Origin of the sequence: Noviluteimonas caseinilytica, from assembly GCF_018406605.1 — a bacterium.
Taxonomy (GTDB): domain Bacteria; phylum Pseudomonadota; class Gammaproteobacteria; order Xanthomonadales; family Xanthomonadaceae; genus Noviluteimonas; species Noviluteimonas caseinilytica.
The window spans coordinates 612,668-636,218 of the sequence record NZ_AP024545.1; the positions used below are offsets into that span (position 1 = coordinate 612,668).

17 protein-coding genes are annotated in these 23,551 nt (G+C 69.3%); 3 read left to right on the forward strand and 14 right to left on the reverse strand.

The genetic code is table 11. From position 1 onward, the window contains the following. Positions 1-4: 4 nt before the first annotated feature. Positions 5-1,474, reverse strand: coding sequence for a pyruvate kinase (gene pyk / locus LYSCAS_RS03155; protein WP_213435594.1), 1,470 nt, complete (start codon positions 1,472-1,474; stop codon positions 5-7). A gap of 54 nt (positions 1,475-1,528) precedes the next feature. On the opposite strand from pyk, the gene LYSCAS_RS03160 reads away from it, so the two are divergent. Next, a complete protein-coding gene (locus LYSCAS_RS03160; protein WP_213435596.1) occupies positions 1,529-2,077 on the forward strand; it encodes a GNAT family N-acetyltransferase in 549 nt (182 codons plus the stop codon). Here LYSCAS_RS03160 and LYSCAS_RS03165 read toward each other — a convergent pair whose 3' ends face one another. The 8 genes from LYSCAS_RS03165 to pilG form a co-directional block, all read right to left on the reverse strand. Next, positions 2,078-3,253, reverse strand: coding sequence for a phosphoglycerate kinase (locus tag LYSCAS_RS03165; protein WP_213435598.1), 1,176 nt, complete (start codon positions 3,251-3,253; stop codon positions 2,078-2,080). A 76-nt stretch (positions 3,254-3,329) separates the two neighbouring features. Next, entirely contained in the window at positions 3,330-3,821 is a 492-nt protein-coding gene (locus LYSCAS_RS03170; protein ID WP_213435600.1) for a chemotaxis protein CheW, read from the reverse strand. Positions 3,822-3,832: 11 nt separating this feature from the next. Then, positions 3,833-5,614, reverse strand: a complete 1,782-nt coding sequence (locus LYSCAS_RS16085) for a chemotaxis protein CheB (protein ID WP_213435602.1) — start codon at positions 5,612-5,614, stop codon at positions 3,833-3,835. Next, a complete protein-coding gene (locus LYSCAS_RS15960) occupies positions 5,607-11,972 on the reverse strand; it encodes an Hpt domain-containing protein (RefSeq protein ID WP_244858643.1) in 6,366 nt (2,121 codons plus the stop codon). Before LYSCAS_RS15960 ends, LYSCAS_RS16085 begins: the two co-directional genes overlap by 8 nt. A 25-nt stretch (positions 11,973-11,997) precedes the next feature. After that, a complete protein-coding gene (locus LYSCAS_RS03200) occupies positions 11,998-14,004 on the reverse strand; it encodes a methyl-accepting chemotaxis protein (RefSeq protein ID WP_213435604.1) in 2,007 nt (668 codons plus the stop codon). A gap of 26 nt (positions 14,005-14,030) precedes the next feature. Then, the gene (locus LYSCAS_RS03205; protein ID WP_213437543.1) at positions 14,031-14,585 is read right to left on the reverse strand and encodes a chemotaxis protein CheW; all 555 of its coding nucleotides are present in this window, start codon (positions 14,583-14,585) and stop codon (positions 14,031-14,033) included. 25 nt (positions 14,586-14,610) lie between these two features. Beyond that, positions 14,611-14,976 carry a response regulator transcription factor gene (locus tag LYSCAS_RS03210; protein WP_213435605.1) on the reverse strand — a complete coding sequence of 122 codons (366 nt, stop codon included), beginning with the start codon at positions 14,974-14,976 and terminating at the stop codon, positions 14,611-14,613. Between the two features lie 20 nt (positions 14,977-14,996). Continuing rightward, on the reverse strand, positions 14,997-15,395 hold the full coding sequence (gene pilG / locus LYSCAS_RS03215) for a response regulator (RefSeq protein WP_213437544.1): 399 nt from the start codon (positions 15,393-15,395) through the stop codon (positions 14,997-14,999). 212 nt (positions 15,396-15,607) lie between these two features. Here pilG and gshB point away from each other — a divergent pair, with 212 nt between their 5' ends. Then, entirely contained in the window at positions 15,608-16,579 is a 972-nt protein-coding gene (gene gshB / locus LYSCAS_RS03220; RefSeq protein WP_213435607.1) for a glutathione synthase, read from the forward strand. Next, positions 16,579-17,460 (forward strand): energy transducer TonB, encoded by an 882-nt coding sequence (locus LYSCAS_RS03225; RefSeq protein ID WP_213435609.1) that lies wholly within the window; start codon positions 16,579-16,581, stop codon positions 17,458-17,460. The genes gshB and LYSCAS_RS03225 overlap by 1 nt, the downstream gene beginning before the upstream one ends. Positions 17,461-17,466: 6 nt before the next feature. Here LYSCAS_RS03225 and tsaB read toward each other — a convergent pair whose 3' ends face one another. From tsaB to mrcB, 5 genes are read right to left on the reverse strand one after another with little or no spacing between them, the layout of a single operon-like run. Further along, positions 17,467-18,162 carry a tRNA (adenosine(37)-N6)-threonylcarbamoyltransferase complex dimerization subunit type 1 TsaB gene (gene tsaB / locus LYSCAS_RS03230; protein WP_213435611.1) on the reverse strand — a complete coding sequence of 232 codons (696 nt, stop codon included), beginning with the start codon at positions 18,160-18,162 and terminating at the stop codon, positions 17,467-17,469. Beyond that, complete coding sequence (locus LYSCAS_RS03235; RefSeq protein ID WP_213435613.1) at positions 18,159-18,560, reverse strand: VOC family protein; 402 nt, start codon at positions 18,558-18,560, stop codon at positions 18,159-18,161. The genes tsaB and LYSCAS_RS03235 overlap by 4 nt, the downstream gene beginning before the upstream one ends. Then, positions 18,553-20,562 (reverse strand): ATP-dependent DNA helicase, encoded by a 2,010-nt coding sequence (locus tag LYSCAS_RS03240; RefSeq protein WP_213435615.1) that lies wholly within the window; start codon positions 20,560-20,562, stop codon positions 18,553-18,555. The genes LYSCAS_RS03235 and LYSCAS_RS03240 overlap by 8 nt, the downstream gene beginning before the upstream one ends. Before the next feature lie 2 nt (positions 20,563-20,564). Then, positions 20,565-21,092, reverse strand: coding sequence for a hypothetical protein (locus LYSCAS_RS03245; protein WP_213435617.1), 528 nt, complete (start codon positions 21,090-21,092; stop codon positions 20,565-20,567). Continuing rightward, positions 21,089-23,509 (reverse strand): penicillin-binding protein 1B, encoded by a 2,421-nt coding sequence (mrcB, locus tag LYSCAS_RS03250; protein WP_213435619.1) that lies wholly within the window; start codon positions 23,507-23,509, stop codon positions 21,089-21,091. The genes LYSCAS_RS03245 and mrcB overlap by 4 nt, the downstream gene beginning before the upstream one ends. Between the last annotated feature and the right edge of the window lie 42 nt (positions 23,510-23,551).

A 23,551-nucleotide genomic window follows, 5' to 3' on the forward strand; every position in this document is an offset into this window, starting at 1 on the left:
AATCTCAGAGGTCGCCGAGGCCCTCGGCGCGCCCGCCGGCGCCGACCTGCAGCAGGCGCAGCGTGTTGGTCGCGCCGTGGTGTTCCATGTGGTCGCCGCTGGTGAACATCACGCGGTCGCCCACGTCGAGGAACCCGCGGTCGTACAGCAATTTCAACGCCTGCCGGGCGGCGTCGCGCGAGGCCATGCCGCGGCTGTCGAAATCCACCGGGAACACGTCGCGCATCATCGCCATCCGCCGGCGCGCACCGTCGTAGCGCGACAGGCCGTAGATCGGCACCGAGGAACGGAAGCGCGACAGGAAGCGCGCGGTGCCGCCGGATTCGGTCATCGCCACGATCGCGCGCACGCCGATGTGCTCGGACAGGAACATCGCCGACATCGCGATCGCCTGGTCCACGCGCTCCAGGTTGCGCGGCGCCTTCTCGAAATCGGTGTCCATCTCGAACTGGCGCTCGGCGCCCAGGCAGATGCGCGTCATCGCTTCCACCGCCTTCACCGGATAGCTGCCGGCGGCGGTTTCCTGCGACAGCATCACCGCATCGGTGCCGTCGATGACGGCGTTGGCGACGTCCAGCACTTCGGCGCGCGTGGGGATCGGGTTGTCGACCATCGACTGCAACATCTGCGTCGCCGTGATCACCACTTTGTTGCGCAGCAGCGACTCGCGGATGATCTTCTTCTGCAGGCCCGGCAGCTCGGCGTCGCCGATCTCCACGCCCAGGTCGCCGCGCGCGACCATCACCACGTCGCTGGCGTCCACGATCTCGGCCAGGTTTTCGATCGCTTCCGCGCGCTCGACCTTCGCCACCATCGCCGCTTCGCTGCCGGCGGCGCGCGCGATGGACCGCGCTTCTTCCATGTCGGCGGCGTTGCGGCAGAACGACACGGCGATGAAATCCGCATCGATCTGCGCGGCCACCTTGATGAGTTCGCGATCGCGATCGGTCAGCGCGCCGAGCGACAGGCCGCCGCCGAGGCGATTGAGGCCCTTGCGATCGGACAGCGCGCCATCGTTGAGCACGGTGGTGTGGATGCGTTCGCCGTCCACGTGCTCCACGCGCAGTTGCAGCAGGCCATCGTCGAGCAGCAGCGTGTCGCCGGGGCGCACGTCGTCGGGCAGGCCCAGATAGCTGATGCCCACTTCGCGCGCGGTGCCCGGCGCGGCGTCGGCGCGCGCGACCAGGTCGAAGGGATCGCCGGCCTTCAGGTACACCTTGCCTTCGGCGAAGCGCTCGATGCGCAGCTTCGGGCCGGGCAGGTCGGCGAGGATGCCTACCTCGACGTTGGCGCGCTGCGCGGCTTCGCGCACGGCCTGCGCGCGCGCCATCTGCCCGGCCGGATCGCCGTGCGAAAAGTTGAGGCGCACCACGTCCACGCCCGCCTGGATGAGCGCGTCGAGCACGCCGGGCGGATCGGTGGCGGGGCCGAGGGTGGCGACGATGCGGGTGCGGCGGCGTTGCGGCGTGGTCATGGCAATCTGTTGTCCCGGTCTCCACGAAACCTAACACAGGGCCCGCGCGCGCCCATGCCGCTGCATACGATTTCCGTCGACCAGGCCTTCGCCGCACTGCCGGGCTTCCCCGCGTTGCGCGGCGTGCGCACGCGCCTGCGCGCGCCGGTGGCGGAGGATGCCGCGGCCGTGTTCGCGCTGTATGCGGATCCGCGCGTGATGCGCTACTGGCCGCGCGCGCCGATGGTGGAGCTGCGCGAAGCGCAACGCTGGATCGACGAAGTCCTGGCCTCGTTCGACGACCGCACGCGCATCGAATGGATCGTCACCGCGCGCGACGACGACCGCGCGCTGGGAACGTGCACGTTGTTCAACTTCGTCGGCCGCGCGCATGCCGCGTGGGTGGGTTACGCGCTGCATCCCGATGCCTGGGGACGCGGGCTTGCGCGCGACGCGGTGTCGCGCGCGCTGGCGTGGGGCCACGACACGCTGGGATTGCAGCGCTTCGACGCGAACGCCGACCCGCGCAACGATGCCTCCCTGCGCCTGCTGCGCGACCTCGGCTTCAAGCCCGGGGATTCGCCGCAACACCACTGGCGCGAACTCCCGCGCCAGGATCGCTGATCAACCGCGCGCGTCGAGCGCAGCGACCGCCGGCAGCGTCTTGCCTTCGAGGAATTCGAGGAACGCGCCACCGCCCGTGGAGATGTAGCCCACGTCATCGGCGATGCCGTACTTGTCGACCGCGGCCAGCGTGTCGCCGCCGCCGGCGATCGAGAACGCCTTCGACGCCGCGATCGCATGCGCCAATGCCTCGGTGCCTTTCCCGAACGCATCGAACTCGAACACGCCGACGGGCCCGTTCCACACCACGGTGCCCGCCTTCGCGATCAGCGCCGAATAGGCCTTCGCCGTCTCCGGGCCGATGTCGAGGATCAGGTCGTCCGCGCCCACCGCATCGATGCGCTTCACGGTGGCAGGCGCATCGGCCGCGAACGCGGGCGCGACCACCACGTCGGTCGGCAACGGAATCTCGGCACCACGCGCCTTCGCGTCCGCCATGATCTTGCGCGCCGTGTCGACGAGGTCGGCTTCGTACAACGACTTGCCGACGTCGTGGCCCAGCGCCGCGATGAACGTGTTGGCGATGCCGCCGCCGACGATCAGCTGGTCCACCTTGCCCACCAGCGAGCCCAGCAGTTCCAGCTTGGTCGACACCTTGCTGCCCGCGACGATCGCCAGCAGCGGACGCGCCGGCGTTTCCAGCGCGAGCGCGAGCGCATCGAGTTCGGCCATCAGCAACGGACCGCCCGCGGCGACCTTCGCGAACTTGATGACGCCATGCGTGGAGGCCTGCGCGCGATGCGCGGTGCCGAACGCGTCCATGACGAACACGTCGCACAGGCCCGCGTACTTCTTCGCGAGCGCTTCGTCATCCTTGCCCTCGCCCATGTTCATGCGGCAGTTCTCGAGCAGCACGATCTGGCCGGGCTGCACGTCGAAATCGTCGCTGAGCCAGTCGCGCACCAGCGGCACGTCGCGGCCGAGGTGGTGCGCCAGGCGTTGCGCGACCGGCGCGAGCGAATCGGCCGCGCTCCACTGGCCTTCGGTCGGGCGGCCCAAGTGCGACATCACCATCACCGCGGCGCCCTGGTCCAGCGCGCGCACGAGCGTCGGCAGCGCGGCGAGGATGCGTTGCTCCGAGGTCACCTTGCCGTCCTTCACCGGCACGTTGAGATCCTCGCGGATCAGCACGCGCTTGCCGTGCAGGTCGAGGTCGGTCATGCGGAGGATGGCCATCGGGCGGGCGCCTGGATGAAAAAGGGGCCCGGATTCTAGCCCGGCAGGCGTTGGCCCCGCATGCGCGGGGCCGGGGTCAGGCGGCTTGCGCGGCCTGCTGCAACGCGTCGTTGATCATCTGCTCGATGCGTTCCAGGTCCGGCAGCAGCGCCTGGTCCTGGTTGAGCAGCACGCGCGCGTGCACGCCGGTCGGCAGCGTGTCGCCGTCGGCGACGGCGTCTTCGACGAGCGTGTCGTGCGCCACCGTCACCAGGCGCGGGAAGCCCTGGGTCAGCAGCGCGAAGTACGGGAACTTGGCGTCGCCGCCGAGCGCCTTGAGCACGATCACCTTGCTGCCGAGGCCACCGGCTTCTTCGGCGATGGCGGCGAGCTTGGAGAACGCGATCAGCGGCAACTGCCAACCGCGCCAGCGGATGCGGCCGAGCAGCCAGTCGGGCGTGCCTTCGACGGGTTCGGGATCGGCGTAGGACAGCACTTCGGCGATCGTCGCGTTCGGCAGCAGCAGGCGCGCGCCGGCGATCTGGATCAGCACGCCTCGGATGTCTTGATTGAGTTGGGGTGCGGACATCGTTGCGTTACTCAGGCGGGCCAGCGCAGCAGCAGGCGGTTGACGAGGTCGTGCGGGGTGGAGGCTTCGCCACCGCGCGCGGTAAGGGCCATCGGCGCCGCAGCGTCGTAGCAGCCGTCGGGCGACTGGCCGGCGACCAGCGCGCCCTTCGCCGCATGCGCGAGCGCAGGATCGACCAACGCAGGATCGGCGCCGCTGAGCAGCAGCACGGCGCTGTCGGCCGGGGGCAGCGCGGCGAGCAACGTCGCATTCGACGCGAAGCGCAGGCCGTTGACGGATTCCAGCCCGAGTTCGGGCGGCACGATGTACACGTGCCCGGGCTCGAGCACCGTCGCGGCTTCGGCGAGCGTCACCGGCAGCGAGGCGGCGCGCGCCATCTGCTGCACGAGGCGATCGTAGCGGCCGCCGTCGAGGCGCTGGCTGATGAGCACGGGGCGCGCGAAGCCGGTCGGCAACGCGGTGAGGATCTGGCGCACTGCATCGGGTCCGCCGATGCCGGCGAGGATCAGCACGGCGCCGCGCGACACCGCGGCTTCGTCGACCAGCGCGAGCGTGGCGATTTTTTCGTCGAGCGCATCCAGGTGCTGGCGGAACTGCGGCGCGGCGGCTTCGTCGATCGCCATCGGCGTGGCGACGTGCGGTTCGTCGGTGACGTCGGCGAGCGACAGCGACGAGAAGTCGAGCTTCGCCGGCCTGGCGGTGCTCGCCGCAGCGGCGGGCGCTTCGATCGGCGCGATGTCGAAGTCGAGGTTCGGCAGTTCCGCCGGCGCGGCGCGCACGGGCGCGACGGCTTCGAGCACGTCGGATTCGGTTTCGTTCGCGGCGTGCGCACCGAGGTCGCGCATCATCGCGTCGAAGTCGTGCGCCTCGCCTGCATCGTGGCGGAACGACGGGCGCGGCTGGTCCGACAGGCCTTCCTCGGCCTCGAAGTCCAGCGCGTTGACGTCGTCGGTGAACGCGATGCCGCCGAACGCCGGGGCGTCGGTGGGCGCGTGCTGCACGGTGTCGTGCACCGGCAATTCGGCGAAGGTCATGTCGCCGAAGGAGATTTCGTCGAGCGCGGTCTCGCCGAAGGCGGGCTCGCTGGCGGGCGTTGCATCGGAAGACGATTGCGCCACCGAGTCGTCGAACGCGATGTCGTCGAGCGACACCGATTCCATCGACACCGCTTCCATCGACATGTCGGCGGACTGCAGGTCGTCGAGCGACAGCTCGTCCAGCGCCAGGCCGTCGAGTTCGACGCCTTCCATCACGATCTCGCCGCCCAGGTCGGCGTCGAAGGCCGGCAGTTCGAGCGCCGCTTCGCCGATCACCGGCTCGCGCGGCACGTCGACGGCGACCGCATCGGCTTCCGCGGCGAACGTGGCGATATCGGCATCCGCGTGGCGCGCTTCCGGCGCTTCGGGACGCCCCGGCACCAGCAACGCATCGCTTTCGGGTTCGCGCCCCGGCGGCAGCACGTCGGCATGGCGATTCAACTTCGCGGACAGATGGCGCACCCAGCGCGCCGCATCCCAGCCTTCGCGGCGCGCGGCCAGTTCGGCCTCGTCGAAGATCACGGCCAGCGACGGATCGGACAGCACTTCGTCGAACTTTTCCAGCGCGTCTTCCACCGCCGGATCCAGCGCGATGAGGATCGTCTGCGCGCGCGCATCGGCGAGCGCGCTGGGTTCGATCATCGCGGGATCGGCTTCGAGCACGATTTCGCCGCCGGCTTCCTGCAACGCCGAACGCAGGCGTTCGCAGGCTTCACCGGGACGGGCCAGCAGCGCGACGCGACGGGACTCACCCATTCACGCGGACTCCGTCGGCCATCTTCTCGGCGATCAGTTCGAACACGTTGCGCAGCAATTCGTGCTCCTGGTACGGCTTGCCCAGGTAACGCTCCACGCCGATGTCGAACGCGCGCTGGCGATGCTTCTCGCCGGTACGCGAGGTGATCATCATGATCGGCACGTTGCGGAAGCGCGGGTCGGCCTTCATCGCGGTCGCGAGTTCGTAACCGTCCATGCGCGGCATTTCGATGTCGAGCAGCATCAGGTCGGGCACGCGCTCTTCCAGGCGTTCCAGGGCGTCCACGCCATCCTTCGCGGTGGTGACTTCGAAGTTGTGGCGCTCCAGCACGCGGCCGGTGACCTTGCGCATCGTGACCGAGTCGTCGACCACCATGACCAGCGGCACGTGGCGCTTTTCGGGCTGCGGCGCCGGCACGGTGTCACGCGGCAACGCGGCCTGGCGGCGCACGAGCGGAGCGACGTCGAGGATCACGACGACGGAGCCGTCGCCCATGATCGTCGCGCCGAAGATGCCCGGCACCGAACCCACCTGCGGACCCACCGGCTTCACCACGATTTCGCGATTGCCGAGCACCTGGTCGATGCTGACCGCCGCGCGCAGTTCACCGGCGCGGATCAGCAGCAGCGGCATCTGCAGCTGGCCTTCGGCCTTCGCGGCCGCGTGGCCGAGCAGCAGGCCGAGATCGTGCAGTGCGTACTCTTCGCCGCCGTACGCGTACGTGGCGTCGTTCTTCGCCAGCGCTTCGCGCGTCACGCGGCCCACGCCGCGCACCGAGGCGATCGGCACGGCATACGTGGTTTCGCCGATCTTGACGAACACCGCCTGCGTGACCGCGAGCGTCTGCGGCAGGCGCAGGGTGAACGTGGTGCCTTCGCCCTGCTTCGACTTGATGTCCAGCGCGCCGCCGAGCTGGCGGACTTCGCTGGCGACCACGTCCATGCCCACGCCGCGGCCGGCGAGGCGGCTGACGGTGTCGGCGGTGGAGAAGCCCGGCTCCATGATCAGCGCGTCGAGGTCGGCGTCGGCCAGCACCGCATCGCTGCGGATCAGGCCGCGCTCTTCGGCGCGTTTGCGGATGGCGTTGCGGTTGAGGCCCGCGCCGTCGTCGCCGACTTCCAGCACGACTTCCGACCCTTCGCGGCGCACCGCGATGCGGATCGTGCCTTCTTCGCTCTTCTTGTGCTTCCTGCGGTCGCCCGGCGATTCCAGGCCGTGCGCGACCGCGTTGCGCAGCATGTGTTCCAGCGGCGCGGTCATGCGCTCGAGCACGTTGCGATCGAGTTCGCCCTGCGCACCGTCCAGCTTCAGCTGCACGTTCTTGCCGGTGTCGGCCGCCGCCTGGCGGACGACGCGGCGCAGGCGCGGCACGAGCGCATCGAACGGCACCATGCGCGTGCGCATGAGGCCTTCCTGCAGTTCCGAGCTCACGCGCGACTGCTGGAGCAGCAGCGTTTCGTACTGGCGCGTCAGGTCTTCCAGCGACCCCTGCAGCGACGACATGTCCGCCGCGGACTCGGCCAGGCCTCGGCTGAGCTGCTGCAGCGTGGAGAAGCGGTCGAGTTCCAGCGGATCGAACGTCTGGTCCGCGGTGTCGTGCTCGCGCTGGTAGCGCGCGATGATCTGCGCTTCGGTTTCGATGTCCAGGCGGCGCAGCTGGTCGCGGAGGCGCTGGTTGGTCGCTTCCATTTCGCCCATGGCGCCGCGGAAGTTGCCGAGCTGCTGTTCCAGGCGCGACCGGTAGATCGCGACTTCGCCCGCGTAGTTGACGAGGCGGTCCAGCAGGTCGGCGCGGATGCGCACCTGTTCCTGCGGGGCGCGCACGCCGATGTCGTCGTCGTCGCCGGCGCCCGCGTCCATGATCGGCGCGGACAGCGGCTTGAGTTCCGCCTTCGGCGCGGCCCACGTCTGGCGCGTGTCGACTTCCGCCGCCGGCTCGTACGTGCGGCCCTTGGCGCGCGCGTCGAACTGGGCGATCAGCTGTTCCGGCATCGCGATCGCGCGGCGTTCGCCGACGCGGGTGACCATCGCGTGCAGGCGGTCGAAACCGCGCTCGAGCAGCGGAATGCCATCGCGTCCCAGCTCGCTGCGGTGTTCGACCACCGCTTCGAGCAGCGACTCCATCGCGTGGCCGAGTTCGCCCACGGCCATGATGCCGGCCATGCGCGCACCGCCCTTGAGCGTGTGCAGGTCGCGCTGCAGGCCGACCAGGTGTTCGCGTTCGCCCGGTGCGTTGCGCAGCTGCGCGAGCAGGCCGTCGGAATGGTCGAGCAGGTCGACGCCTTCCTCGACGAAGATGTCGACGAGTTCGGGGTCGAGGTCGGTGAGGTCGAGCGCTTCGTCCGGATCGTTGGCCGAGGCCACGGCGTCGGCCAGCATCTGGGCGACGGCGGGTTCGGCGTCTTCGGATTCGGCGACGGTGGCTTCGACGGCGGGTTCTTCGACGACGGGTTCTTCGACCGCAGGTGCTTCGGCTTCAGGCTGCGGCGCCGCGGCGTCCTCGGCGAGCTTCGCGGCCTCGGCGGCCGCGTGTTCGCGGGCCAGGCGCTCGGCTTCGTATTCCGCTTCCAGCGCGGCGTATTCGGCTTCCTCGGCGAGGCGGACGCGTTCGGCTTCGGCTTCGGCGGCGACGCGTTCGGATTCGACGCGTTCTGCTTCGGCGCGTTCGGCTTCGGCGCGTTCGGCTTCGGCGCGTTCGGCTTCGGCGCGCTGGGCCTCGAGGCGTTCGGCTTCGAGGCGTTCCGCTTCGACGCGTTCGGTCTCGGCGCGCTCGGCGTCGAGGCGTTCGGCTTCGATGCGCTCGGCTTCGAGGCGTTCGGCTTCCAGCAGCAAGGCTTCCACGCGCTGGGCTTCGGCGCGCTCGGACTCGGCGCGTTCGGCTTCCAGGCGCTCGGATTCGATGCGTTCGAATTCGGCACGTTCCGCTTCGAGGCGCTGCGCTTCGGCGTGTTCGGCTTCCGCACGCGCCGCTTCGGCGCGTTCGGCCTCCGCACGATCGGCTTGCGCACGCTCGGCGTCGAGGCGTTGCGTTTCCAGGCGCTCGGCTTCGACGCGCTCGGCTTCGAGCAACGACGCTTCCAGGCCCGCCTGCGCTTCGATCGCCGCGGCGTCGGCCGCATCGCCTTCGAGTTCGAACTCTTCCAGCGCCAGGCCGTCGCTGCCGACGTCGAACGACGCGGCATCCAGCGACGCGGTGTCCAGCGTGCCGTCGAGCACGATGTCTTCGACGACGACGTGGTCGGCGCCACCTTCGGCGGCTTCGTTGATCGGCAGCCCGGCATCGACCGGGATCGCATCGGACAGGTCGAGGAACGCCGACAGGTCTTCGCCCTGCAGCGTGACTTCCTCGACGGCGTGGTCCGACGTGTCCTGCAACGCAAGGCCGGTGTCGACCGGCGTGGCTTCGGCGAGGTCGGTGAATTCGCGCAGGTCGGCGACGCCGGCCAGTTCGAGGTTCGCGTGTTCCAGCGCGTCGAGGTCGGCTTCGACCGGTTCGGTCGGCAGCAGCGGCGTCTTCGCTTCCGGCAGTTCGTCGCGCAGCGCGACGACCTGGCGGGCCAGCGCTTCGAACACCGGCACGCGCGGCGCGTCGGTCTGCAACGCGGTGACGGTGCGGCGGATGGCTTCCGCCGTGGCGGCCAGCGCGGCCACGCCCTGCGCCGTCGGCAATGCATGCGCGGCGAGCAGACGCTTGATGTAGGTCTCGGCCGGACCGGTGACGTTGGTGATGGCCGGGACTTCGGTCATCGCGAACGCGCCGTTCATCGTGTGCATCGCGCGCAGCAGCGCGTCGTTGGCGGCGACCGGGCGCGCCTGCGCCTGGGCGAGCCACGCATCGATGGTGACCAGGTGGCCACCGACTTCCGTGCCCAGGATCTCGAGCAGCACGGGGTCGACGGTTGCCGGCACGGTGACTTCGTCGCTGTCGCCGGTGACGGCGGGCGCGAGCGAATCGGCGGCATCCATGGCGACGGTGGTCGCGACGGGCGCCACCACGGCAGCGACGGGCGCGGCCGCAACGTACGTGGCTTCTTCACCCGCGGCGACGCGATCGGCGATCGCTTCGATGCCGGCGAGGTCCGCGGACAACGCACCTTCGCCGCGCAACGCCGCGTGCAGCTGCGGCAGCGTGTAGAAGGCCTGTTCGACGAGCGCGATGACCGCCGGGCTGGCCGGACGCGAGCCATCGAGCACGCGGTTGAGCATGTTCTCGATCTTCCAGCTGAACTCGCCGAGCGTACGCGCGCCCACGAGCCGGCCGGAGCCCTTCAGCGTGTGGAAGACGCGACGGATCGGACGCAGCTTCTCGACGTCGTCGGGCGCGTTGCGCCACGCCGGCAGCATCTGTTCGAGGTGGCCGATCTCTTCCTCGAATTCCTCGAGGAACACTTCGCGGATTTCGTCGTCGATCTCGTCGCCGGTGGCTTCGAAACCGCCGGCGACGCCGGTGGCGACGGGCGCGGGCACGTAGGCCGGCGCGGGCGGCGGCACGGGGATCGCGGGCGTGGGCTCGACGGCGTGCGTCGGCGCCGACACCAGTTCGATCGTGTCGTCGGACAGGGCGACGGGCGCATCGACCAGGTCGAACGCGACGTCGTGTTCGGCGACCGGTGCGGCTTCCACCGGCGCTTCGACCGGCGCGACGTCCTGCGGCAACGGCCAGTAACGCAGCGTTTCCAGGCTCTGGCGCGCGATGTCGAGGATGCCGTCGCGGCTCGGGCGCTGTTCGCGCAGGGCTTCGAGGTAGTACTCGATGGAGGCGAGCGCATCGGCGAGCGTGTCGAGCTGCTGGCCGTTGGGCACGCGCTTGCGGCCGATCAGCTCGGCCTCGGTGTACTTGCGGATGCCGACGAGGTAGTCGGCGGGCTGCGCGAGGTCGAGGATGCGCAGCGCACCGCCGACTTCGTCGAGCAGGCGCGGCACGTTGTCGAGCTGCGCGTGGTCCCAGCTGGTTTCCACGAACGCGACGAACGCCTGGCGCGCGTCGGAGAAATTGGTGATCGCTTCGCGGACGAGGACTTCGAGCACCTTGCGCGATTCGCTCGCGATCGGGTCGGAGGCTTCGCCTTCGTTCGGGCGGCCCAGGCGATCGACCTGGTCGTCCAGCGAGGCGTCGACGTAGAGCAGTGCGCCGGCGATATCGAGCAGCGCGCCTTCGTCGGCCGGGCGGTTGCCCGCGACGATGTCGTGCATCGCATCGCGCTGCTGCAGCACGACGTTGCGCGCCACGCCCAGGCCCATCATGCCGAGCGTATCGGCGACGCGGCCCAGCGCTTCCACCTGCGGATGCAGGTCGGCAACGCCCGTCTGCTTGGTGCGCAGGTGCAGGTCGAGCGAATCCTTGACGCGCAGCAGGTCTTCCTTGATCGCGGCGGCCACGGTGTCGAGCAGCGCGCGGTTGCGGCCGCTCAAACTGCCGCGGGCGTGCGCGAGTTCGGATTCCGTCGGCAGGTGCGCGGACAGGTTGAACGTGTTGCGCAACGCATCCAGCGCCTGGTGTTTCCCGTCGCTGTGGGCGACGTGGTACAGCAGCTGGCGCGTCGGTTCGAAGGTGGGTTCGGGGCGCGGCGCATTGAAGCTGTCGCCCTCGAACACGTTGCGCGCTTCGCGCTCCACGCCGGCGAAGGCCTGGCGCATCGCACGCGTCGCGGTGATGGCGCCATCGCGCAGCGCGGCGGCCACGGACGAGGCCACCCACAACATGCGGCGCGTCGAATCGTGGTCGGCGCTTTCCAGCAATGCGTCGATCGCCTTCGCGATGCCGGCGGCATTCGCGGGCGCGCCGTCTTCCGGCCACGCCGCCAATGCGTCGCGCAGCGTCGACAGCTGCTGGCCCGCCATGAGCTGGCGGCTCTGGCGCGGCAGCGGCGTCGGCGCAGGCAGGTCGGCCGGCAGCGGACGGTCGAGGTCCGGCGCGAACAGCACGCTTTCGCTCAGCCCCGTTTCGCCGCGTGCGGCGCGCAGCTCGTTGAGCAGCGGCAGCAGGACGATCGGGATGTCCTTGTGGCCACCCTGCAGGCGCTCGAGGTAATCCGGGAGCAGGACCACGCCGCGCATCAGCGCGCCGCAGGCCTCGTCGCGGTCGGCGACGCCGCCGGCCGAGCCGGGCGGCACCGCCAGCGCGTGCGCGAGGCGTTCCATTTCCTCGGCGACCATGGCCGGGGCATACAGCTCCACCATGCGCAACGTGCCGTGCACCTGGTGGAGGAAGCCGGCGCAGAAGCGCATGCGGGCGGTATCGGCGGGATCTTCGGCGAAGGCTTCGATGTCCATGCGCGCCTGGCGCAGGGTTTCATCGAGCTCCGGCTTGATCCAGCCGAGCGTGGTGGTATCGATGGCGTCGCGCAGCGCGGTCATGCCTTAGGTTCCTGCTGTCGGCGCTTTACGCCGGCAGCTTGAAGTCCGCGACCGAACGGCGCAGGTCCGCGGCGAGCTGGGCCAGGTTGCCGATGGATTCGGCCGTCTGGCTCGCGCCCTGCGAGGTCTGCGAAGTGATCTGCTGGATGGTGTTCATCGTGGCGGTGATGTTCGTCGCGGCGCTGGACTGCTGTTGCGCTGCGGTCGAAATGCCCTGAATGAGGTTCGACAGGTCGGACGACACCTTTTCGATCTCGCCCAGTGCCGTACCCGCGTCTTCCGCGAGGCGTGCACCGGCGACCACTTCGGAGGTCGTCTGTTCCATCGAGCTCACCGCTTCGTTGGTGTCGGACTGAATCGTCTGGACCAGCGTTTCGATTCGCTTGGTGGCGTTCGAAGCGCGTTCTGCGAGTCGCTGCACTTCGTCCGCGACGACCGCGAAGCCGCGGCCCGCTTCACCGGCCGAGGCCGCCTGGATGGCCGCGTTGAGCGCCAGGATGTTCGTCTGCTCGGAGATGTCGTTGATCAGTTCAACGATCGAGCCGATTTCCTGCGAGCTTTCGCCGAGGCGCTTGATGCGCTTGGAGGTTTCCTGGATCTGGTCGCGGATCGAGTCCATGCCCGCGATCGTCTGGCGCACGACGCCGGCGCCCTTCGTCGCGATCTGCACCGAGCGCTGCGCCACGTCCGCCGATTCGGCCGAGTTGCGCGACACCTGGTTGATGCTTTCCGCGATTTCGCTGATGCGGTCGGAGGCGGAGCTGATTTCCTGCGCCTGGTGTTCGGCGGCTTCGGCGAGGTGCATGGCGGTCGCCTGCGTTTCCTGCGCGCTGGAGGCCACCTGCACCGAGGTGTCGTTGATCGTCGCCACGAGGCTGCGGAGCTGTTCGACCGCGAAGTTGATCGAGTCCGCGATCGCGCCGGTCATGTCTTCCGTGACCGTCGCCTTCACCGTCAAGTCGCCTTCTGCCAGCGAACCCATTTCGTCCAGCAGGCGCATGATCGCCTCCTGGTTGCGGTCGTTGAGTTCCTTGGTGGTGTCGAACCGGCGCTGCTGCGCGCGGTACAACGACCAGAGCAAACCGATGATCGACAGCAGCGCCAGCGCACCGGAGACGAAGCTCACGAGCGGGTGGCCGACGAGCGTGGTGCTCTTGACGGAGCCGAACGAAGACAGCGCGTCGAACAACCCGCGGCTGTCGTTGAGCAGGCCGTCGGAGCCGTTGGTGATCTGCGCGGCGGCCGACTGGGCGGCGAAGAGGTTCTGCGAGCTGGCCAGGATGGCGTCCAGGTCCTTGCGCATGTCGGTCCACAACACGCTGGCCTGGTTGAGCGAGGCCACCGCGGCGGGGTTGGCGAGCTTCTGCACGTTGGCCGAACCGCCGTCGCGCAGGCCCTTCAACACGTTTTCGAACACGTCGGTATCGCGCTTGAGCGCGTCGCCGGCGAGGCTGGCCGACGCGCCACCGGCGCGGATCTGCGTGACGCGCTGGGCCATCGTGGAGGCGAGCACCACCTGGCGCAGGGCGATGTAGACCTGCGAGGACGGCGCGCCGGACGCGGACATCGCGCGCACGACCTCGTCGAGCTGCGCCTGCAGCTGCGGGACGCGGGCGGTGAACTTGTCGGCGTGGCCGGCGAATTCGACCACCGTCTTCTCGGCGCCGACCACCTGGTCCGCGCTGCGGCCCAGCGGGGCCCACGTCGCGGAAACCTTGTCGATCGGGCCGGAGACCAGCGCCTTGTCGCCGTAGTTGCTCTTCAGGTCGGACACGTCCGACTCGATCGTCGCCTTGGTCGCCTTGAAGGCCGTGAACGCTTCGGGCTTGCCGCCGACCGCTTCACGGCCCTGGTTGGCGAGCTGCTGCGACAACACCTGCAGGTTCGCCGCCGAGGCGTTGGCGCCGGCCAGCTGGCTGCCGCGATACGTGGCGATGCCCGTGTTCGCACCGAAGATCAACACCGACAACCCCAGCAGGCCAAGCCACGCCGTGGTCCCCAGGTTGCGGCCCTTTTCCATCATCGTGCTCATGTTCGACCTCTGATCTGCGGTGCGGCTCAGGCCGCGGCTTGTCTGAATTCGGGGGTGCGCGCCAGCAACGACAGGCTGAAGACGCCCCAGGGGTGGTCGCCCAGGCGGTAGGCCCGGTCGATGAAATGCGAGTAGCGGCCTTCGGCCAGGCCGTCGGTTTCGATCTTCTGCGCTTCGACGAAGGAACGCTGTCCATAGAGTTCGTCGATGGTGACCGCGACATCGCCGCCAGCCTGGCGGACGATCAGCACGCGCTGGCCTTCATGGATGACCGTGCGCTCGCCTTCGAGGAACTGCTTGAGGTCCACGATGGGCAGCAGGCTGCCGCGGATGTTGGCCACGCCGAGCATCCACGGCTGCGCCCCCGGCACCGGGGTGACCGGCGGGAGCGGCAGGATTTCCACCACTTCGTCGAAGCCCGAGGCCAGGCGGTGCGCGCCGATGCGATAGCCGACGCCGCGCCACAGGCCCGGGGCTTCCATCTGCTCCGGCAGGCCGACGACGTGCGACAGGCTGCGACGCTCGTAGTCCGCGATGACCTCGTACGGCGTGGCGCGCGACCCGGCGGCGCGGGACGTCATCGTGTCCGTGTGCATGCCCATGAGGTCAGGCCCCCAGCAGTTCGTTGATCCGCGCGATGAGGCTGGCCTCATGCGGCGGCTTCACGATGTAGTCCTTGGCTCCCTGCCGAAGTCCCCACGCCTTGTCCGTTTCCATGCCCTTGGTGCTCACGATCAGCACCGGGATGGCGCTGGTCGCGGCGTCCTTGGACAGCGCGCGCGTGGCCTGGAACCCGTTCATGCCGGGCAGGATCACGTCCATCAGCACGAGGTCGGGCATTTCGCGTTTGCAGACGGCAATGCCGTCCTCGGCGCTGGGCGATGCCAGCACCTGGTGTCCGTTGCGTTCAAGCAACTGCGTAAGGACCGCCGTATCGGTCGGCGAGTCCTCGATCAGCAGGATTCTTGCCATGGTGTCGCCCTACCCCCCGGTCAGGCGTTGACGTGCTTGCGGATGGCGTCGAGCAGTTCTTCCCGAGTGAAAGGCTTGGTCAGGTACTGCTCGGAGCCGACGATTCGACCCCTCGCCTTGTCGAACAGGCCGTCCTTGGAGGACAGCATGATCACGGGCGTGGATTTGAACATCTGGTTGTTCTTGATCAATGCACACGTCTGATAGCCATCCAGGCGCGGCATCATGATGTCGACGAAGATGATCTGTGGCTGGTTGTCGGCGATTTTGGCGAGCGCCTCGAAGCCGTCGGTCGCCGTCACCACCTCGGCGCCTTCGCGCTTGAGCAATGTCTCGGCGGTACGTCGGATCGTCTTCGAGTCGTCGATGACCATCACCCTCAAGCCACTGAGGTTGGTCGGCCGACCGTCTTCCTGCATCACGTGATCCCCTTCGATTCGAACGGCGCTCATGACTCCCCCGGCGCCGTTGCGGACGTCTTATATCCCAGTCCGGACGAACGCTGTCAAGCGAGAATTGCAGAGTTATTCGGAGGCAACGCATTCACGCGTGCGAATTGCGTGCCAGCGTCCGCAGGTCGGGGCATGCGTGCCTGCTAACATCCCGCGCACCTTGCCCAGCGCGCACCCCCATGCTTGATGTCGTCGTGGTGATGGACCCGATCGGGTCGATCAAGATCGCCAAGGACTCCACCTTCGCGATGTTGCTCGAGGCGCAGCGCCGCGGGCACCGCCTGCTGTACGTGGTGCCCGGTGGTTTGTCGGTGCGCGGCGGCGTCGCCGGGGCGCGCGTGGCGCCGCTCGAAGTGCGCGACGAGGCCGGAAACCACTACAAACTGGGAACTGCGTCACAGATTGAGCTGGGTCCGCAGCATGTCGTGCTGATGCGGAAGGACCCGCCGGTCGACACCGATTTCCTCAACGACACCCAGGTGCTCACGCTGGCGCAGCGCGCCGGGGCCCTGGTCGTCAACGATCCGCAGGGCCTGCGCGACCTCAACGAGAAGCTGGGCTCGCTCGAATTCCCGCAGTGCTGCCCCGAGACCCTGGTGTCCCGCGACGCCACCGCCCTGAAGGCCTTCGTCGCCGAGCAGGGCCGCGCCGTGGTCAAGCCGCTGGACGGCATGGGCGGGCGCTCGATCTTCCGCGTGGACGCCGGCGAGGCCAACGTCAACGTGATCCTGGAAACCATCACCGCCGGCGGCCGCCACCTGGCCATCGCGCAGCGCTACGTCCCGGAGATCTCCGAAGGCGACAAGCGCATCCTGCTCGTGGACGGCGTGCCGGTGGACTATTGCCTGGCGCGCATCCCGCAGGGCGACGAATTCCGCGGCAACCTCGCGGCCGGCGGGCGCGGCGAAGGCCGCCCCCTGAGCGAACGCGACCGCTGGATCGCCCAGCAGGTGGGCCCGGAGATGCGCCGCCGCGGCATGGTGTTCGTGGGCCTGGACGTGATCGGCGACTACCTCACCGAGGTCAACGTCACCAGCCCCACCTGCATCCGCGAGCTCGACGCGCAGTTCGGGCTCAACATCGCCGGCCTGCTGTTCGATGCCATCGAAGCGCGCGTGGCCGCGCGCGACCAGGACATCGCCCGCGCCTGATGTCCGCCGTCGCCGCACCCCCGCCCGCGCCGCGCATCGGCGACAACGAACGCCTCAGCGCGACCGTCGTGTTTTCGCTCCTCCTGCACGGATTGCTCGTGCTCGGCGTGGGCTTCGCGCTGGACGACGCTGCGCCCGTGCTGCCCACGCTCGACGTGATTCTCACGCAGACACAGACGCCGCTCACGCCGAAGCAAGCCGATTTCCTGGCGCAGGCCAACAACCAGGGCGGCGGCGAACACGACAAGAGCGCGCGGCCCACCGATGCGCAGACCGGCATCGCGCCGCAGCCGGAACCCGGCGTCGCCGCGCAACCGTTGCGCCGCCAGTCGCCCGCGCCGCAGCCGCCGCCGGAAGCGCGCGTCATCACCGCGGTGCGCAGCGACACGCGCGCACCGCAAGCGCAGGAAACGCCGACGCCCACCGACATCCCGTATCCGCAGGGCCGGCAGAAAGTCGAACGCGACATGGAGATGGCGCGCCTGGCCGCGGAGATCCATTTGCGCAGCGAGCGTTACGCCAAGCGCCCGAAGCGCAAGTTCGTCTCGGCCAGCACCAAGGAATACGCGTACGCCGCGTACCTCCGCGGCTGGGTGGATCGCGTCGAGCGCGTGGGCAACCTCAACTATCCGGACGAGGCGCGTCGTCGCCGCATCGGCGGCTTGCTCGTGATCAGCGTGGCGGTGCGCCGCGACGGCAGCATCGAACGCGCCGACATCATCCAGTCCAGCCACACGCCGATGCTCGACGCGGCCGCGCTGCGCATCGTGAAATTGAGCGAACCGTTCGCGCCGCTGCCGAAGACGGAAGAAAACGTCGACATCCTGCACGTGGTGCGGACGTGGCAATTCACGCCGGGCGGCGAGCTGATCGACCGGTAAGCGCGATCAAGGCTGGCGCGCGGCGCGTGCAGCCTGTTGTTCGACGAGGGTGAGCGCGACGTTGTCGCGCAAATACGCAGGTTCCGCGCGCTCCGGCGCAACCGCTTCGCCGCGTTCGAACGCATGTACCGCGAGTCGCGCGACATCCGCCGCATGCGGCAACGCCGTCGCATCGAACGCCTGCAGGCGATCGCCGAGCGTGCGCGGCAACACACCATCGACCGCGCCGAAGCCCGTGCCGCTGCCGATCCACGTGCCGTCCGGCAACACCACGCCGTCCGGTTTCGCGACGCGTTCGTGATCCACCAGGCGCGCATCGCCGCCCTCGCAACGGAACGCACCGACATACACCTCGCCCATCCGCGCATCGATCGCGGCGAGCACGTCACGCGCGTTCGCCCGCAATGCCAGCGCGGCGAGCGTGGACACGGGCACGATCGGACGATCCAGCGCCAGCGCGATGCCCTGCGCGATCGCGATCGCCAGGCGCACGCCGGTGAAGGCACCCGGGCCGCGGCCCACGGCGATCGCATCGAGCTGCGACTTCGCGATGCCGGCATCCGCCAGTACCGCTTCCGCCCACGGCAATGCGAGTTCGGCGTGGCGGCGCGGCGCGATCTCGAAGCGCTCGCGCACGTCGCCGTCGACCCACAGCGCCACCGAACACGCTTCGGTCGCAAGCTCGAACGCCAGCAGTTTCATGCGCCGTCTTCGGGCGCCGGTTCCCACAACTCGACGAGCCCGCCTTCCGGATCGAGCACGTAACCGAACTTGCCCTGCTCGCTCGCGTCGTAACGGTCGAGCACGTTGCAGCCTTCGGCGCGCAGCGCGGCGAGCGTGGCGTCGAGGTCGTCGACGCGCAGGTTCACCATGTAGGGCTTGTCGCTGGGCTGGAAATACTCGGTGCTCGCCTTGAACGGCGACCACACGGTCTGGGCCGGCGCGCCGGTGTCGTCGCGCTTCCACCTGAAGATGTGGCCGCCCCAGCCTTCGCCGCCGACGTCGAGGTGCTTCGCGTACCAGGCGGACAAGGCGTCGGGATCGTCGGCCTTGAAGAACACGCCGCCAATGCCGTGCACGCGGCGGGGACGATCAGTCATGGACAGGCTCCTCGACGGGGATGTGCGTGGATTCTGCCGCAAAGAACGCGGCCACGTCCGCCACGTCCCGCGTCCGCGCGAATGGCGGCAGGGATTCGAAGAACGTGCGGCCGTAGCTCTTGCCGACCAGGCGCGGGTCGCACAGCACCAGCACGCCGCGGTCGGTCTCGCTGCGGATGAGCCGGCCGACGCCCTGCTTCAGCGCGATCACGGCCTGCGGCAACTGTTCGTCGCGGAAGGGATTGCCGCCGGCGCGGCGGATCGAATCCAGCCGCGCTTCGAAGACCGGATCGTCCGGTGCGGCGAACGGCAGCTTGTCGATCACCACCACGCTCAGCGCATCGCCCGCGACATCCACGCCTTCGCGGAAACTCGCCGCGCCCAGCAACACGCCGTTGCCGGATTCGCGGAAGCGCTGCAGCAGCACGTGCCGCGGCGCTTCGCCCTGCACGAACAACGGCCAGGGACCATCGCGCATCGCTTCGGCCGCTTCGCGCAAGGCGCGGTGCGAGGCGAACAACACGAATGCGCGGCCGGCGGACGCTTCCAGTACCGGCGTCAGCGCATCGACCACGGCGCGGCCGTAGTCCCGCGACATCGGTTCCGGCATGTGCGGCGGGAGATAGCACAGGGCCTGCTTCGGCCAGTCGAAGGGACTGGGTTCGAGCAGCATCTCGGGGTTTTCGAGGCCGAGGCGTTCGCGCACGTGGTCGAACGCGCCCGCCACCGACAGCGTCGCCGACGTGAACACCCACGCCGCATGCGAACGCTCGCGATGCTCGCGCAGCGGACCCGACACATCGAGCGGCGTGCGCTGGAAGCGGAAACCGCGCGGCGAGAGTTCGTACCAACACACGTCGCCATCGTGCTGCGGCGCGAGGTCTTCGTCGCCTTCCACGGCCTCGGCGAAATCGCGCGCTTCCGGTCCTTCGATCCAGCGCCGCAGCCGCGCCCCGAATTCCACCGCGCGCGCATGGCAACTCTCGAAGCCCGGCGATGCTTCGCGCAGCGGGACGAGCGTTTCGACGAAATCCTGCACGGCGTCGAGCAACTGTTCGCACGCATCGCGCACCGGGATTTCGTGCAGCGCACGCCCGCGCGTGCCGCGCGTCGGCAACACGTCCATCGCGGCGCGCAACACGCGCGTGGCGTGTTCCACCTGCATCGCCGGACCCTGCACGGCGCCCAGCGCACTGCCGACGTCCTTGCATTCGCCGATCGCGTCGCGCGCCAGTTCCACCAGCGGGCGTGCGCCCAGGCCTTCGCCGAAGAATTGCGCGGCGAGATCCGGCAACTGGTGCGCTTCGTCGACCACGAACGCCTGCGCGCCCGGCAGGATTTCGCCGAAGCCTTCCTGCTTGAGCGCCAGGTCCGCGAGCAGCAGGTGATGGTTGACGACCACGACATCCGCCGACTGCGCGCGCGAGCGCGCCTGCACGACGAAACACTCCGACCAGAACGGGCATTCACTGCCGAGGCAGTTCTCCGCCGTGCTCGTCACCATCGGCAGCAGCGGCGAATCCTCGGGTAGCGCCTCGATCTCCGCCATGTCGCCGAAGCGCGTGCGCCCGCTCCACGCGACGATGCGCTGGAACTGCGCGATCTGTTCGCGATTGGCGAAACGCGGCTCGCCCTTCGCGCGTTCGAGGCGGTGCTTGCACAGGTAATTGGCGCGACCCTTCAGCAACGCCGTCGTGATGCCGATGCCCAGCGCATCGCGCACGCGCGGCAGGTCGCGCAGGTACAGCTGGTCCTGCAGCGCGCGCGTGCCGGTGGAGACGATCGTCTTCAGCCCCGACAACAACGCGGGCACGAGGTACGCGAAAGTCTTGCCGGTGCCCGTGCCGGCTTCGGCGAGCAACGTGCTGCGCTTGTCGAACGCGTCGGCCACCGCCATCGCGAGGCGCTGCTGCGCGTCGCGCGGCGTGAAGCCGGGAATGGCATCGGCGAGCGCGCCGCCTTCGGCCAGCGCATCGCGCGCGGAGGCGACCAGGTCCGACATCGTCAGTAGCGCGGCGGCGCGGTGACCTTGCAGGCGGCGAAGCCCTGTTCGGCGATGGTGGTGCCGGCCGCGTCGTCGTGCAGCTTGCGCACGGCGAGGATCGTGGCCCAGTGGCGGCGGCACAGCGGGCCGACCTGCGCGCCGACGGCGTAGGCGCGTTCGGCGAATTTTTCGGCGCCGTCGAAATCGCGCACGAGGAGTGCTGCTTCCGCGCGATCCTGCAGCAACGACGGATCGTCATCGACGGCGACCAGCGCGCGATCGAGCGCGGCCACGGCATCGGCGTAGCGATGTTCGGTTTCGGCGGTGCGGGCCTGCGCGCGTTCGCTTTCGACGACCGGATCGCGCAGGGGCTGGATCGCCAGTTCCTCGCGCGGTTCCGGCGCGCCGGCGGCGAAGCGGATCTGCGCGACCATCGCTTCCACGTTCACCGGCGGCGCGGCCGGCGGTTGCGGCGGCGCAGGCGTGGCACATGCTGACAGCACGGCCAGCACGCACGCGATCGCGAAGCCACGCACTGCCACTGTCATTGCCCGTTGTCCTGCGGCGGCGCCTGCTGCTGTTGCGGCTGCGGCGGCGGTTGCGGTTGTTGCTGGTCGTTGTCCTTGCCGAACCCGAACCAGTCGCGCCAGCCACCACTTTCTTCCTGCGGCGGCGCCTGGATCTGGCACGGCGCATACGGCGGCTGGAAGCCGGCGACGAATGCGAAGCGGCGCGCGCCCGGGCAATCCGGATCGGTCGCGTTGCCGCCGATCACCCACGTCCAGTTCAGGCCCTTGTCGCCGATCTCGAGCGGCTTGCTCGGCAGGCGCGAGAAGATGCCGGACCAAACGCGCATCGCGCCCGTCGCGCCGTACAGGCCTGTCGGCTGGTTCTGGTCGTTGCCCACCCACACCACCGCCAGGTAGTCGCCCGTGTAACCGGCGAACCAGCTGTCGCGGCTGTCGTTGCTGGTGCCCGTCTTGCCCGCGGCCTGCAGGCGGCCGAGGCCGTCGCCGACCAATTGATGCGCGGTGCCCGAGGTGACGGTGTGCTGCATCGCCGTGCCGATCAGGCGCGCGGCGATCGCGTCGCCTTCCTGCGCCGGCGGCGGGATGGTGTCGTAGCGGTTGAGCGCCTTGCCCTTCGCATCGAGCACGCCGCGCACCGCGTGCAACGGCTGGATCTGTCCGCCCGAGGCGAGGAACTGGTACAGCTGCGCCATCGCATACGGGCTCTGGTCCACCGAGCCCAGGATCAGCGCGGGATTGGGATCGGCCTCGATGCCCGCGAGCGTCTTGATCAACGCACCGAGGCGACGCGGATCCACCTGCATGCCGATGCGCACGGTGGCCTGGTTGTACGACTGCGCGAGCGCATCGATCAGGCGCACCGAGCCATGGCTGCGGCCATCGCTGTTGCCGGGCGTCCAGCGCTTGCCCTGCCCCAGCGACACCGTGACCGGGCCGTCGTCGACGTACGTGGCCAGCGAATACTTGGCGGGCTGCGCGAGCGCGAGCAGGTACACGAACGGCTTGAGCAACGACCCCACCGGGCGCTGCGCTTCCACCGCGCGGTTGAAGCCGTGTTCCTGGAAGCTGCGGCTGCCGACCACCGCGGCGACGTCGCCGTTGTGCACGTCGGTGACCACCAGGCCTGCCTGCAGCGGCGGGCGGCGCTTGCTTTCCACCGACTTCAGCGTGCGCGTCACCGCGCCTTCGGCGTAGGCCTGCGCCGACGGCGACATCGCGCTGAGCACGATCAGGCCCGCGCCCTGCAGCGCATCGGCGGGATAGTCGCGCGCGAGCTGGCGGCGCACGAGGTCCACGTAGGACGGGAAACGATTGGCGATGTTGAGCGGCGTGGCGCTCACGCCCAGCGGTGCGCCCATCGCGCGCGCGTATTCCTGGTCGTTGATCAGGCCGGACTCGTGCATCTTGCCGAGCGCGAAGTTGCGACGCTGCAGCGCACGTTCCGGATGGCGGCGCGGGTCGTAGTACGACGGGCCGCGCACGATGCCGATCATCAGGGCGATCTGTTCGGTGCTGAGGTCGCGCAGGTCGCGGCCGAACCAGAACTCCGACGCCGCGGCCACGCCGTGGATCGCCTGCGAGCCCTGCTGGCCGAGGTACACCTGGTTGAAGTATGCCTCCAGGATCGTGCGCTTGTCGTAGCGCGCTTCGATCAGCAACGCATACAGCATTTCCTTGAACTTGCGCCGCAGGGTCTGTTCCTTGCCGATCCCGAGCAAGCCGCTGCGCGCGAGCTGCTGCGTGAGCGTGCTCGCGCCCTGCTTGGCTTCGCCCGAACGCATGTTCACCCACGCCGCGCGCAGGATGCCGCTGAGGTCCAGGCCGTGGTGGCTGTTGAAGTCGCGGTCCTCGACGGCCTGCAGGCCGGTGACCAGCAACTCGGGGACTTCCTCGATGCGCACCAGGCGGCGTTCTTCCTGCTGCTGCCCGTACAGCGTGGCGATGCGCGCCGGATCCAGGCGCGCCTGCTTCAGGCCCTGCTTGCGCGCCGGATCGCGCACGGTGGCCACGCGCGAACCGGACAGCACCACTTCGATGCGCCGCGGCGCGACTTGCCCGTCGACGTCGAAATACCCGCGGCTGGCGATCAGCCAGCGGCCGCCCTTGCGGGCGTAGGTGCCGGGGCGCACGCCGGCGCCGTCGTCGCGGTAGGAAGCCGCGTCGAGTTCGGTCTTGAGCGTCTGCGCATCCATCGCCGCGCCGGGGCGCAGCACCAGCGGGCGCGCGTACACCCGCGTGGGCAACTGCCATTGCAACTGGCCGAAGCGCTCGCCGACCTGGTGGTTGAGATACAGGGTGTACGGGACCAGGAAGCCGAGCCCGAGGGCCACGGCCGCCAGGCCCCACGTGATGACGCGTCGTCGCCACCCCGGCGGGGCGGCGTCATCGCGGTCGTCGTCTTCGTCGTACTCGATCCGCGGGGGCTGCTTGGGCATGATCCGGAGGGTTCTCGGCCGCGCGCCGCGAAGGGTTCGGGG